12 protein-coding genes are annotated in these 13,294 nt (G+C 70.6%); 5 read left to right on the top strand and 7 right to left on the bottom strand.

The genetic code is table 11. From position 1 onward, the window contains the following. Positions 1 to 1,620 precede the first annotated feature (1,620 nt). The 4 genes from qcrB to ctaE form a co-directional block, all read right to left on the bottom strand. Positions 1,621 to 3,282 (bottom strand): cytochrome bc1 complex cytochrome b subunit, encoded by a 1,662-nt coding sequence (qcrB, locus tag ACH9D3_RS01770; protein WP_396409629.1) that lies wholly within the window; start codon positions 3,280 to 3,282, stop codon positions 1,621 to 1,623. Then, the gene (gene qcrA / locus ACH9D3_RS01775; protein WP_396409630.1) at positions 3,282 to 4,376 is read right to left on the bottom strand and encodes a cytochrome bc1 complex Rieske iron-sulfur subunit; all 1,095 of its coding nucleotides are present in this window, start codon (positions 4,374 to 4,376) and stop codon (positions 3,282 to 3,284) included. Before qcrA ends, qcrB begins: the two co-directional genes overlap by 1 nt. Positions 4,377 to 4,449: 73 nt before the next feature. Next, positions 4,450 to 5,241: a cytochrome bc1 complex diheme cytochrome c subunit gene (qcrC, locus tag ACH9D3_RS01780; RefSeq protein WP_396409631.1), complete on the bottom strand. Its 792-nt coding sequence runs from the start codon at positions 5,239 to 5,241 to the stop codon at positions 4,450 to 4,452. Between the two features lie 57 nt (positions 5,242 to 5,298). Next, positions 5,299 to 5,937, bottom strand: a complete 639-nt coding sequence (gene ctaE, locus ACH9D3_RS01785) for an aa3-type cytochrome oxidase subunit III (protein WP_396409632.1) — start codon at positions 5,935 to 5,937, stop codon at positions 5,299 to 5,301. Between the two features lie 255 nt (positions 5,938 to 6,192). Between ctaE and trpD the strand changes: the two genes are divergently transcribed. Next, positions 6,193 to 7,251, top strand: coding sequence for an anthranilate phosphoribosyltransferase (gene trpD, locus ACH9D3_RS01790; RefSeq protein ID WP_396409633.1), 1,059 nt, complete (start codon positions 6,193 to 6,195; stop codon positions 7,249 to 7,251). 41 nt (positions 7,252 to 7,292) lie between these two features. Here the strand turns inward: trpD and ACH9D3_RS01795 are convergent, their stop codons facing one another. Next, positions 7,293 to 7,571 (bottom strand): Lrp/AsnC ligand binding domain-containing protein, encoded by a 279-nt coding sequence (locus tag ACH9D3_RS01795; RefSeq protein WP_396409634.1) that lies wholly within the window; start codon positions 7,569 to 7,571, stop codon positions 7,293 to 7,295. A 50-nt stretch (positions 7,572 to 7,621) separates the two neighbouring features. Next, entirely contained in the window at positions 7,622 to 8,038 is a 417-nt protein-coding gene (locus ACH9D3_RS01800) for a DUF3054 domain-containing protein (RefSeq protein ID WP_396409635.1), read from the bottom strand. Positions 8,039 to 9,038: 1,000 nt separating this feature from the next. On the opposite strand from ACH9D3_RS01800, the gene ACH9D3_RS01805 reads away from it, so the two are divergent. Next, positions 9,039 to 10,433, top strand: coding sequence for an alanine racemase (locus ACH9D3_RS01805; protein WP_396409636.1), 1,395 nt, complete (start codon positions 9,039 to 9,041; stop codon positions 10,431 to 10,433). A 3-nt stretch (positions 10,434 to 10,436) separates the two neighbouring features. Here the strand turns inward: ACH9D3_RS01805 and ACH9D3_RS01810 are convergent, their stop codons facing one another. Continuing rightward, entirely contained in the window at positions 10,437 to 10,811 is a 375-nt protein-coding gene (locus ACH9D3_RS01810; RefSeq protein ID WP_396409637.1) for a hypothetical protein, read from the bottom strand. 276 nt (positions 10,812 to 11,087) lie between these two features. Here ACH9D3_RS01810 and ACH9D3_RS01815 point away from each other — a divergent pair, with 276 nt between their 5' ends. The 3 genes from ACH9D3_RS01815 to ACH9D3_RS01825 all read left to right on the top strand — a co-directional run bounded on the left by ACH9D3_RS01815 (position 11,088) and on the right by ACH9D3_RS01825 (position 13,272). Then, positions 11,088 to 11,579, top strand: coding sequence for an NfeD family protein (locus ACH9D3_RS01815; protein WP_396398179.1), 492 nt, complete (start codon positions 11,088 to 11,090; stop codon positions 11,577 to 11,579). A gap of 66 nt (positions 11,580 to 11,645) precedes the next feature. Then, positions 11,646 to 12,776, top strand: coding sequence for an SPFH domain-containing protein (locus ACH9D3_RS01820; protein WP_396409638.1), 1,131 nt, complete (start codon positions 11,646 to 11,648; stop codon positions 12,774 to 12,776). A 160-nt stretch (positions 12,777 to 12,936) separates the two neighbouring features. Beyond that, complete coding sequence (locus tag ACH9D3_RS01825) at positions 12,937 to 13,272, top strand: RNA polymerase-binding protein RbpA (RefSeq protein ID WP_396398181.1); 336 nt, start codon at positions 12,937 to 12,939, stop codon at positions 13,270 to 13,272. Positions 13,273 to 13,294 lie beyond the last annotated feature (22 nt).

Below are 13,294 nucleotides of genomic sequence, written 5' to 3' on the forward strand. Positions count from 1 at the left end.
CCGTCTCCGCAGGTCTGCCGGGAACAGCTGTCGCGCGGGACGTGATCGACCCAGCTTCCGGCAGGGGTGTACCCGCGGTCGCGGAGACTGCGCCGCGGCGGCGCGGTGCGGCTCGCACCTGCCCCGCGTCTCGAGGGGCCGGGCCGGAGGACTCCGACTGCACCGGGCAGGGCGACCCGGGATCGGCGCTCTGCGGCGCTGTCCGCGCCCGACGCCGTATGGAAGGGTCTCCTGGTGCCGCATGGCCGGATGTGACGCTCAGGCAGCCTCCTGACGGACCGGGCGACCGGACCGTGGCGCAGCGCTCCGACCCCCGCGCCGACCGGACGGGCAGCAGCACGGCTTCCGGTCGGCGGGCCGGTTCCTGCGCATCCGGCAGGTGCCGAGTGCCCGGACCGTGGACGGCACCGCGCCGGTCGCCGGTCCGGGGCCGAGTTGCGCGGAACCCGCAGGCGAGGCAGTCGGCGACGGCCCCTCGTGCCAAGGCCGATGATCCGAACCCACCGCGGCACCCTCCCGGTGTCGATGCCGTCTGAGTACTGACCGCTAGAACTCACCGTTGAATCCGCCCGGCGACAAGGGGTCGATATTCACTCGGCGTTGACACCAGGCGCGCCGGGGCCGCACTCGGGCGGCATGCCCACAGTTCCGGCCCGTGGTCGACACGCAGAACGCGCCGGACTCGGTCTGCCTCCATGGGTCGGCTCCTCATGTGCCGCCGACAGCCTGGGACGGTGTCGGCGGACCGCCCCGCACCGACATCGTGCTCCCCGTTCGGCTCGGCCGCCCGTCCCGCCATCGGCGCACAGCACGCGTCCCACTGCGCCGCCCGAGGCGGGGAGAGACATCCGGCCACCTCGGCGTCCCGGCCCGTGGGCGCCGCGGGAACCTCGGGCACCGAGCCCGGCATGCGGGTGATCCAGGTGTCGACGCCGATATCGATCCCGCGTCGCCGACCGATGGAGGGTCGGTGTGCAGACGGCATCGTCACGGGACAGGGCTCGCGCATCGAGTCCTGCGCGTCCTCCGGGTGCCTCAGCCGGGCTCTGTGCCGCAGCAGCTCTGTGCACCGGCGGCGGTGCCTCGACCGGACCGGACAGCCGACTGCCCAGGTCAGGACTCCGGCCCGACGTTGTCCGCAACGGCATCAACCCAGTCCGGGTCGGAGTGACGGCCCGACGTTGTGCGCAACGGCTTCCGACCCGACCGGGCTCGGCGCTCCGGTCCATGTTGCACCCACCGCCCTCCGGCCCAGCCTCGGTCGGCGCCGCGGCCCAGGATTGCGGTGGCGGTCACGTCGGCAACGGGAGGCCGCTGGTCGTCGGGCCGTCCGTGCGCCGCCGGCCGTGCCGCGACCCTCGGACGGAACGCCGTCTGCCGATCGACCGCGCCCACGGTACCCCCGGGGGCATGCACTGGACCCGCGCAGACCCACGGTCCGGATGCCGTCAGGCGCGACACCGCAGCCCCGGTGGGTCCCTTCTTGCAGCCGGGGGAGACAGGGAGCACCGGTCGCCGGCCGTCCGACCGGTTCCGGTACCCGGCGGACGGTATGTCGACACGACGGAGCCCCGGGAGGAGGATTCCTCCCGGGGCTCCGTCAGGCGATGCTCGTGCGGATCAGCGGACGAGCTCCCGGTTCTGGGGACCGGCCGTCACGGCCTCCGCCTCGTGGTGGTGGTGCGCCGCCTCGAGCTCGGCCGGGGTGACGGGCGCGACACGGTCCTCGAAGAAGAACCGGCTGACCCGCTCACGGGCCTTCTCGGTGCGCGTGATCTTGCCCTTGGCGTTCGGCTGCGCAGGCTCCACGTCGTAGTGGGGCATGTTGACCAGACGGTAGCGCTTGTACTCGTCCAGCGGCTCGTGCACCTCGATGAACTCGCCGTGGGGGAGCTGCTGCACCCGCCCGGTCTCGCGGCCGTGGAGCACGATCTCCCGGTCCTTGCGCTGCAGCGCGAGGCAGATCCTGCGCGTGATCGCGAAGGCCAGGATCGGCCCGAGGAAGTACAGGGCTCGCAACCAGTACAGGACGTCGTTGACCGCCAGCTGGAAGTGGGTGGCGATGAGGTCACCACTGGCCGCGACCAGCTGGACCGTGTAGAACGTCACGCCGGCCGCGCCCATGGCGGTGCGGAAGGGGGCGTTGCGGGGACGGTCGAGGATGTGGTGCTCCCGGTCGTCCTTGGTGACCCAACGCTCGATCCAGGGCCACGCCGCCATCAGGCCGAAGAGCAGCCCGAGCGGAGCCATCGGCAGCAGCACGTTCATGGGGACGGCCATGCCCAGGAAGGTCCACTCCCAGTTGAACGGCCAGGTGCCGGGCATGAGGCGCACGGCGCCGTCGGTGAAGCCCATGTACCAGTCGGGTTGCGAACCGGCCTGCACCGGCGAGGGATCGTACGGGCCGTAGTTCCAGATCGCGTTGATGGTGGTCGTGCCGGCCATCAGCGCCATGATCCCGAAGACGATGAAGAAGAACCCGCCGGCCTTGGCCGCGTAGATCGGTCCCACGGGGAAGCCGACCACGTTGTTCTCGGTGCGACCCGGGCCGGGGAACTGGGTGTGCTTGTGCACGACGACCATGAACAGGTGTACGACGATCAGCATGAGGATGATCGCCGGGATGACGAGCACGTGCAGGATGTAGAGGCGGGCGATGATGTCGTGCCCGGGGAACTCGCCGCCGAACAGGAACATCGACAGGTACGCCCCCACGATCGGCAGCGCCTTCAGGATCGCGTCGGCGATGCGCAGCCCGTTGCCGGAGAGCACGTCGTCGGGGAGGGAGTAGCCGGTGAAGCCGGCGACGATGGCGAGCAGGAAGAGCGCCACGCCGACGAGCCAGTTGAGCTCACGGGGTCGGCGGAACGCCCCCGTGAAGAACACGCGCAGCATGTGCACGGACACGGCGGCGGCGAAGACCAGTGCGGACCAGTGATGGAGCTGGCGCAGGAAGAGCCCGCCGCGGATGTCGAACGAGATGTCGAGGGTGGACGCGTAGGCCGCGGACATCTCGACGCCCTGCATGGGCACGTAGGAGCCCTCGTAGTCCAGCGCGGCCATGGACGGCTCGAACCACAGGGCGAGGAACGTGCCGGAGAGCAGCAGGATGACGAAGGTGTACAGCGCCACCTCGCCGAACATGAACGACCAGTGGTCGGGGAAGATCTTCCGGCCGAACTCCTTGACCATCGGCGACACGCCGACACGGGTGTCGACGTAGTTCGCGATCCGGCCGGTACCCGTCTGGGCCTTGTACTCGTAATCGGTGGATGTTGACATCAGTTCGCCTCACCCTGCATCTCGTCGACATGGGTAGCACGCTGGGAGTAGGTCGGACCGACCGGCTCCTGGAAATCACTGCGCGCCACGAGGTAGCCCTCGTCGTCCACGGTGATCGGCAGCTGCGGAAGGGGCCGGGCGGCCGGCCCGAAGATGACCTCGCACTCGTTGGCGAGGTCGAAGGTGGACTGGTGGCACGGGCAGAGCAGGTGGTGGGTCTGCTGCTCGTAGAGTGCCACCGGGCAGCCGACGTGGGTGCAGACCTTCGAGTAGGCGAAGATCCCGTCGACGTTCCAGTCGGCCTTCTCCGGGGACACGTTGACGGTCTCCGGGTCGAGCCGCATGAGCAGGACGACGGCCTTGGCCTTCTCGTCGAGATAGCCCTCGTTGTGCCCGATCGTGTTCAGGTTCTCGGGGACCACGTGGAACGTGGAGCCGAGCGTGACGTCCGAGGCCCGGATGGGCGTGCCCGAGGGATCGCGCACCAGACGGATCCCGTCGTCCCAGAGGGTCTCCTTGAGGACGTCCAGGTCGGTGGGGCCGAGGTCCCGGAGCAGACCGACGAACGGGAGCGGAGCGAGGACGGCGGCACCGATGAGGGTGTTGCGCAGCAGCGGCCGGCGCTTGATCCCGGACTCGTCGTAGATCGTGGTGAGGATGCTCTGCGCCTCTGCGCGCTGCTCCTCCGTGCGCACCGCGTGCCGGTTCTCGACCAGTTCGTGGTCCGGCATGAGCGTGCGGGCCCAGTGCACCACGCCGAGCCCGATGCCGAACATGCCCAGGGCGATGCCGAGACCGAGCAGCAGGTTCTGCAGCTGCAGAGCCTCCGTGGGCGCGATGTTCGTCACGTCGTACATCAGGCCCTCGATGCTCACACCGAAGTACCCGATGAAGAACACGATGGATCCGACGATCGAGAGCAGGAACAGCAGGACGACCTGCCGTTCGGCGCGCTTGGCGGCCGCGGAGTCGATGTCCGTCAGGCGCGGGCGGTGCGGGGGCAGTCCGGGGTCGGGGAAACGCTCCATTGCCGTGGTGCGCGTGGTGGCAACGGTTCCCGACTGGTGGGGAGTGCCGTCACTGTGGCTTCCCATGTGGTCCCTCATTCTTCTCTTGGTGCAGTTGATCGTAGCTTCGAGGTCCGACATCGGCTGCCGGCCCGGGGCGTCAGGCGGAGCGCGAGGTGAGCCAGACCGTGAACGCGATGATGACGGCGAGGCCGATGGTCCAGACGAACAGGCCCTCCGACACCGGGCCGAGGGCGCCGAGGCCGAAACCACCGGGGTTCGGGTTGTCCTCGAGCGTCTTCAGGTAGGTGATGACGTCGCGCTTCTCCTCGGGGGTGATGTTCGCGTCGTTGAAGACCGGCATGTTCTGCGGGCCCGTCTGCATGGCCTCGTAGATGTGCCGCTCCTCGACGTCCATCACGGAGGGGGCGTACTTGCCGCGGGTCAGCGCGCCGCCGGCACCGGCGGCGTTGTGGCACATGGCACAGTTCGCGAGGAAGACCTTCGCACCGTTGGCGGCGTTGCCCTGGGTGACGTCCAGGTACTCCTCCTCGGGGATGGCGGGGCCGGGGCCGAGGGTCGCCACGTACGCGGCGAACTGACGGACCTGCTCGTCGTTGAACTGGACCGCCTTGTCCGCCGCCTGCGGGCCGTTGGCCTGCATGGGCATGCGCCCGGTCCCGACCTGGAAGTCGACCGCGGAGGCCCCCACGCCGACGAGCGACGGACCGGACGGGGTGCCGGCCCCGTCGAGCCCGTGACAGGTCGAGCAGTTCGCGATGAACAGCTTCTCGCCCTCCTCGATGTCCTGCGCCGTGTAGGACTCGGTCTGCGCCTTGGCCTCGTTGGTGGTGGTGGCGACTGCGTACAGCCCACCGCTGAGGAGCAGGGCCAGGACCATCAGTACCAGGACTGCCAGAGGGTGGCGCCGCTGTTGCGAAAGTGCCTTCACGTCAAACGTTCCTTCAATTCGGTGTTGGTTTGCTTGGTGCGTCCTCCGGACGGCGGCCTATTTGAGGAAGTAGACCACGAGGAAGAGGACGATCCAGACGACGTCCACGAAGTGCCAGTAGTAGGACACGACGATCGCCGAGGTGGCCTCGTAGTGGCCGAAGCGCTTGGCGACGAAGGCGCGGCCCATGATGAAGAGGAAGGCGATGAGACCGCCCGTCACGTGCAGCGCGTGGAAGCCCGTGGTGATGTAGAAGGCGGAGCCGTAGGAGTTGGCCGGGATGCTGATGCCGTGGGCGACCAGCTCGGCGTACTCGAAGGACTGCACCGCCACGAAGACGGCGCCCATGAGGAAGGTCAGGGCGAACCACTCGACCATGCCCCACCGGCGGACGTCGAACACGCCCCCGGTGCGGCGGGGCTGGAGCCGCTCGGCCGCGAAGACGCCGAACTGGCAGGTCACCGAGCTGAGCACCAGCACGATGGTGTTGGCGAGGGCCAGCGGGATGTTCAGCTTGGCGGACTCCTCGGCCCACAGCTCCGGGGCGGTGGAGCGCAGCGTGAAGTACATGGCAAAGAGGCCGGCGAAGAACATCAGCTCGGAAGCGAGCCACACGATGGTGCCCACTGAGGTGAGGTTGGGCCGATTGATCGACCCGCCTACCGGCTTGGCTGGGGTATGGGTTGCAGTCGTCACAGAGACATTATGTCGCCAAAACTCCCGGTGGACCAACCGTGGGGAGCCCGGGCGGTTCGCGTGTCCCGTTGATCGGTCCCCACCGTGACGAGGGCCGCAGGAGCCCGGCGTGCGAGGAGGCGGTACGGGCCGGATCCCGGCCGCCGCTCGGGGGTGCCGTGCGATCCCCGTCACACATCGTACGGCCGCTCCGGTGGCGTCCCGCACCGGGATGCCGTTCCGGGCCGCCCGGCGGCGGGCGATACGATCGGGAGCGTGAACACGACGACACCGACGACCGCACCGCACTTCGAGTGGCCGGACCTGATCACCGCCCTGATCTCCGGGACCGACCTGACGCGTGACCAGGCCCACTGGGCGATGGACACCATCATGTCGGGGGAGGTCTCCGACGTCGTCGTCGCGGGATTCCTCGTGGCCCTGCGCGCCAAGGGCGAGACGGTCGAGGAGCTCACGGGGCTGTCCGACGCCATGGTCGGCCACGCCCGGCCCGTCGGCATCCCCGGCCCGGCCCTCGACATCGTCGGGACCGGCGGGGACCGGCTCTCGAGCGTGAACATCTCCACGATGTCCGCCCTGGTGTGCGCGGGTGCCGGAGCGAAGGTCGTCAAGCACGGCAACCGCGCGTCGTCGTCGAAGTCCGGCTCCGCCGACGTCCTCGAGGCGCTCGGCGTCCGGCTCGACCAGCCCGTCGAGATGGTCGAGTCCGCGGCGCAGCATGTGGGCATCACGTTCCTCTTCGCGCAGACCTTCCACCCGTCCATGCGCTTCGCGGCGGCGGCTCGGGCACAGCTGCGGGTGGCCACCGCCTTCAACTTCCTCGGCCCCATCACGAACCCGGCCCGGGTCGAGGCCTCGGCCGTCGGCGTGGCCGACCGTGCGCTGGCGCCGCTGATCGCCGGCGTCTTCGCGGCCCGGGGCGACCGCGCGCTGGTGTTCCGCGGCGGCGACGGACTCGACGAGCTCACCGTCACCGCGGCCTCCGAGGTCTGGGAGGTGCGCGAGGGGCAGGTCGAGCACCACGACCTCGAGCCGCTGGAGCTCGGCATGCCGCGGGCCACCATCGAGGACCTCCGGGGCCAGGACGCGCGCTACAACGCGGGCGTCGTGGAACGGGTGCTCGCGGGGGAGGAGGGGCACGTGCGCAACGCCGTGCTGCTCAACTCCGCGGCCGGGCTCGTCGCGTTCGACGCCACCGCGGACGCACCCTTCCAGGACCGGATGGCCGCGGCGGTCCGGCGCGCCCGGGAGTCCGTTGACAGCGGAGCGGCGCGCGCCGTCCTGGACCGCTGGATCGCGCACACCGCGGGCTGAGGACGCCGCCGATCCAGAGCCGGGTGCCGGCCGCCCGTCGCTCAGTCGATGCCGAGCGAGAAGGCCGCGTCCAGGTCGTGCTTGCTGTAGGTCCGGAAGGCGATGTTGGTGTTGGTGCCCACGACGCCGTCGACCTTGGAGAGCCGGTCCGCGATGACGTCCGCGAGGTCCTCGTGCTGCTGCACGCGCACCATCGCGATCAGGTCCCAGTCGCCCGTCACGGAGTACACCTCGCTGATGCCCGGGATGTCGGAGATCTGCTCGGCGACCTCGGGGATCCGGTCGGCGGAGGTCTTGATGAGGACGATGGCGGTGAGCATGGAGCACCTTTCTCGGAGCGGGACCGGGCGGACCGGTGGACGTGGGCGGATCAGGCCGGACCGCGGGAGCGGACCGCTCGCAGCAGCAGGACCAGGGCCCGGGGTCCCAGCAGGAACGCCGCGAGCACTGCCAGTGTGACGAGCACGAAGCTGGGGGCGGCGCCCTCCCCGGAGAGCAGGCGCAGGCCCATGCCCGCGGCCACGGTCGTCAGCCACAGCGCCACACCTCGGGGCCACACCGCGACGGGGTTGCGGTGCACCCGCCACACGACCCAGCCCAGCAGGAGCCCGGTCAGGAAGGGCCACGCCGTGACCAGGAGCCCGGTGGCGTCCAGGGAGTGGGTGCTGCGGCCGAGTCCGGCGAACAGCAGGACCAGGAGCACGTCCACGGCCAGGGCGGCGATCCAGGGGACGGACCGGGCGGTGCTCCGCCCGGGGAGAGCGGCGAGGGTGGCCGAGGAGTGCATGCTCGCAGTCTAGTGCGGCCGACGGATGCCGGCGCCCGGCTCGGATCCAACCTCAAGCCGAACTTCAGGGTTTAGGAAGACCCGCCGAGAAAGTCTCAACCTTCGACCATGGGTCCATGGAGGTGCGACTGGCTGTCGGAACGGCGAGTTCTGCCGGCCTGCAGGCCGCCGACGGATCCGTCCTTGCGGCACGGGCGGGAGTCGAGCACCGGTGTCGCGCCCGGACGGCGCGGAGGCCGGCGGCGGCGCAGCGCCGTCCGCACACCGCCTGCCGGAGACGGCCTGCGGGGGACGGCCGGGGTGCTCGAACCGGCGTCCGCCGCGGCGGACGGGGAGCCCCTTCCGCGCCGTTACTTTACATAATGTAGATTATCGGCGTTATAACCGAGGTGGCCGGAGAAGCGGCTGCGGCCCTCTCCACACCGATTCTCCGTGCCGACCGTCGCGCTGCCGGTCGCAGCACGCGGGTGGGCCGGGCGCGCCCGCCGCACCGTCGCCGTGCAGGACCGTCGCCGTGCAGGACTTGCTCGATAGGCCCAGTTCGGCCGGACTCGCTTCTGACGGTCTTCCATCTGACGGTCTGCCAGCTGACGGACCCGCATCGGACCGACCCGCGCTGACGGATCGGCACGGCGGACCCCGCCGAGCGGCCCCGGACAGGACGCCGCGCACCGGTGACCTCTCGCGGCGCTCACGGGCACCGCGGACACGGCGTCCGACGGCCCGCCGGATGTCCACCGGTCACCCCTCGGGCACGGGCTCCGGTCCGCCGCGCACGCGCTCCGTCGTGGCGGTCGTCGACCAAATGTTGCGCCGCCCTCCCCTCGCCTTGTGGCCACTTGTGGGGTGCACGGCGCACCGAGCCGGATCGGCCGGCGGGTCGCCGGTACGCTCGCGGTGGCCGACATGGATTAGCGTCGGCAAACGCATGTCGAAGGGGAGGAACGCCGTGGGACGGCAGAACTGTGTGAATGCGACGGACGGCCGGGGGCGCCGACTGGTGACGTCGGTACTGGCCCTGTCGGTGCTGGTGCTCGCGGGCTGCGGACAGGACGGCGGATCGGACGCCCCGCCCGCGACCGCCTCCGGGTCGGTCGCACTGTCCCCCTCGCACGGCGGGACGCAGGGCGGGAACCTGGTCCTGGCCGACACGGGTGGGAACACGAAGGAGCCGGTCACCGTCCGCTTCGGCGACGAGGAGGTCGAGTGCGAGTTCGACGACCGCTCGTCGCGCCATGCCTGTGAGGTCCCCGCGCACGGGACCCCGGGCACGGTCGAGGTCTCCTTCGCCGCCGGCGGGAGCGAGATCGGCGAGAAGACCGCCTACACCTACACGACGCACGGCACACAGGACATCCCCGTGCTGACGGTGGACACGGAGACCGTGCGGCGCAACGCCGAGGAGATCCGGGGCGACTTCCCGTCGGGCGTCCAGCTGGGCGCGGTGCTCAAGAACGGCGAGCCCGTGGACGTGTTCGGCAAGGTCATCGAGGACGCGGCCGACGTCGACTACATCTTCGTCCCGAAGCTCGACGACGCCATCGCCCTGCGCGAGGCCGGCGTGGAGGCCAAGATCGCCGTGCTCTACGTCGCGCAGATCGAGGACATCCCCCTCCTGATGCACTACGACGTCGAGGTCGCCGCCACGGATCCCGCGTGGGTCGAGGCCGCGGAACAGGTGCTGTCCACCACGGGCGGGACGCTGAAGGTCCACCTCTGGGTGGACACCGGCATGGGACGCGAGGGCGTGGTGCCCGAGGAGGCGCTCCCCCTGGCCCGGGCCGTCGAGGACGCCCCGCACCTGGAGTTGGCCGGGATCGCCACGCACTTCTCCACCATCACGGAGGACGACGGGGCCGCCATCGAGCGCAACGACACGTCGAACACCACGGTGGCCCAGAAGAACCGCTTCGACGGTGCGGTGGCCTCGATCCGCGACGCCGGGCTCGGTGAGGACGCCCTCATCCACGCCGGAGCCAGCGACGTGCTCGCCAACGACCTCGAGCCCCTGTACTACGACCTGCTGCGGGTCGGCGGCATGTTCTTCGGCGCCACCGCGCCGGAGGACCGGGTGTACTCCTGGACCACGGAGCTGAACCAGGTCAAGACGCTGCCGGCGGGATGGTGCATCGACTACGGCTGCACCGAGCCCACCACGGAACCGAAGAAGGTCGGCATGATCAACCACATCCCGACCAGGGAGAACGAGCTGACGTACACGGTGGGCGGCAAGCAGGTCCCGGTGCTGCTCGACCACGGCACGGTGCTGACCCTCGACCTGTCCCAGGTGCCGGACGCGGCCGCGGGCGACGAGGTCGTCATCGACTTCAGCGCCGAGGCCTTCCACCTGCTGGACGGGACCGCGCCGCTGCCCGTGACGACCACCGGCGGGTGACCGTCAGCCGCGCTCGGTCGCGCGGCCGAGGTCGTGGTCCAGCACGAGGTCGGACGGGAACTCACGCGCCAGCTCCCGGGTGCGGGCGGTCCGGCGGGCGGACGTCCCGGGCCGCACCGTGAGGTCCACGTAGATCACGGGGCGGCCGCTGGTCGCCTCCAGGCGGGCGCGCAGCCGCTCCGCTCGGTCGTCCTCGGGCGCGCACTCCCCCGTGCCGAGCAGCACCAGGGGGCGTTCGAGGTCGGGTTCGACCGGCATCCCGTGGGCCACCAGCGCGGGAAGCCGCGACTGCAGCGCGGCGAGGCCGACCACGGCGGTCGCCGTCCCGGCGAGCCAGGCGCCGGCGGCGGAGACCGCCACCGAGGTGATGAACTTCATGGTCGGCCTCCTTCGGTCGTCCGTGTGCGGGTGCCCGGCCGGGTGGTGCCCGGTGCCGGCCACGGGGTGGATGAGGGGTGGTCGGGTCGACCGGGGTCCCGGCACGCCGTGCCACCACGGTAGGGATGGCAACGCCGCAGGGACGGCGCCTATTCCGGGGACGCCGGGCCAGGTGCCCGCAGCCACGCCGCTCCGAGGCCGTGTCGGGGCCGTGGGGCACAATGGGAGGACGGCGAGGAAGCCCTCGCGAAGGCGGACGAAAGGCCGGGCACGATCATGTGGGAGTGGCTCGTCGACAACGCGTGGGTCCTGTGGCTGATCGCGGTGATCGGGCTGGCCGCCATCGAGATGATCACCCTGGACTTCCTGTTCCTCATGATGTCGGCCGCGGCGCTGCTGGCCTTCGCGGTGAGCTGGGTGACCGACAGCTTCGTGCTCCAGGTGGTCACGTTCGCCCTGGCCTCGGTGCTGCTCATCTTCGTGGTGAGACCGATCGCACTGCGCCGCATCAACCGCTCCGCGCCGGGGACCGTGTCGAACGCCGCCCGGCTGATCGGCCTGCCCTGCCAGGTGCTGGACCCGGTGACGGGCCGCAGCGGGCTGGTGCGGCTGGAGGGCGACACCTGGAGCGCCCGGTCCGTCACCGGTGAGCAGCTGCCTCCCGGTGCCGACGCCTTCGTCCACGACATCGAGGGCGCCACCGTCCTCGTCGCCCCCTACCCCGCGCCGGCCGCCGACGGCGGACCGGCGCCCCGCCCGTCCTTCTGAGCACACCCCCCGCACCGCGCACCGGCACCGCCGTCGCACGGGTCGGACCCACCGAGAGAGGCACCCGTGGACCTAGCCGTCATCGTCCTGCTCGTCATCCTGGTCATCCTGGTCTTCATCATCCTGCTGCGGTCGGTGCGGATCATCCCGCAGGCGCGGGCCGGCATCGTCGAGCGCCTGGGCAAGTACCAGAGCACGCTCACGCCGGGACTGCACTTCCTGATCCCGTTCGTGGACCGCCTCCTGCCCCTCATCGACCTGCGCGAGCAGGTCCAGTCCTTCCCTGCGCAGTCCGTGATCACCGAGGACAACCTCGTGGTGGGCATCGACACCGTCGTGTACTTCCAGGTCATGGATCCCCGGTCCGCGACCTACGAGATCGTCGACTACATCCAGGCCGCCGACCAGCTGACGTCAGCCACCCTGCGCAACGTGGTGGGCGGGCTGAACCTCGAGGAGGCGCTCACCTCCCGGGACAAGATCAACGCCGAGCTGCGCGGGGTCCTGGACTCCACCACGGGCCGCTGGGGCATCCGCGTCTCGCGGGTGGACATCAAGGAGATCACTCCCCCGCCGTCCATCCAGGACTCGATGGAGAAGCAGATGCGCGCCGAGCGTGAGCGCCGTGCGGTGATCCTGACGGCCGAGGGCGACAAGCAGTCGCGGATCCTGATGGCCGAGGGCCAGCGGCAGTCGGCGATCCTCTCCGCGGAGGGCGAGGCGAAGGCCGCCATCCTGCGCGCGGACGGCGAGGCCCAGGCGATCCGGAAGGTCTTCGACTCGATCCACAAGGCCCGGCCGACGCAGAAGCTGCTCGCCTACCAGTACATCCAGACGCTTCCCAAGGTCGCCGAGGGCAGCGCGAACAAGGTGTGGATGATCCCGGCCGAGCTCGGCGACGCCCTGCGCGGCGTGGGCGAGTTCCTGTCCCGGCCGGACGAGGACGGCCAGGGACCCCACCGGACGTGGTCGGACGCCGTCGACGACGAGTCGGAGCCCGAGCCGCAACCGGAAGACGAGCCCATCGTGACGCCCGAGGCCGTCCGGGTGACCGAGGAGGACCTCAAGCCGAATCTGGAGCGCACCATGGTCGACCCGGACGACTTCACCATCCCCCGGCCCTCGAGCATCGACCCGGACGCGCCGGTGCGGGTCGACGACCCCGTGCCCCCGGAGGACGGTCCGGCGTCCCGCTGACCGCTCCGCGCGCGGCGCCGGGCACGTGCCCGGGAGCACTCCCGGGGAACATTCCCGGCGGCGCGTGCGTTGCACCCCGTGGATCCCGGGTCCCGGACCCGTCGTCAGCCGAGCGTGCGCCACTGCCGTGGCCACCGTCAGTTATGGAGGAACTACCACTATGAGCGACCGCAGTCTCAGGGGAATGCGTCTGGGCTCCCAGTCCATGGAGACGGAGGCCGGTGTCGAGCCGGCCCCGCGCCAGCGCGTCGAGTACCGCACCGTGGACGGCGAGAAGGTCACGGTCACGTTCGCCGCGGAGGCCGAGATCCCGCCCGTGTGGGTGTCCAAGACCGGCAAGGAAGCGATCATCGTCAACGGCGAGAAGCCGGAGAACCCCAACGAGAAGCACCAGCGCACGCACTGGGACATGCTCCTGGAGCGGCGCAGCGTGGACGAGCTGGAGGAGATCCTCGCCCAGCGGGTGGGGTTCTACCGGGAGAAGCACGCGATCTGAGCCCGGCACCCGATGTCCGGAG

It is taken from the genome of Kocuria kalidii (assembly GCF_044462225.1).
In the GTDB taxonomy this organism is placed as follows: domain Bacteria; phylum Actinomycetota; class Actinomycetes; order Actinomycetales; family Micrococcaceae; genus Kocuria; species Kocuria kalidii.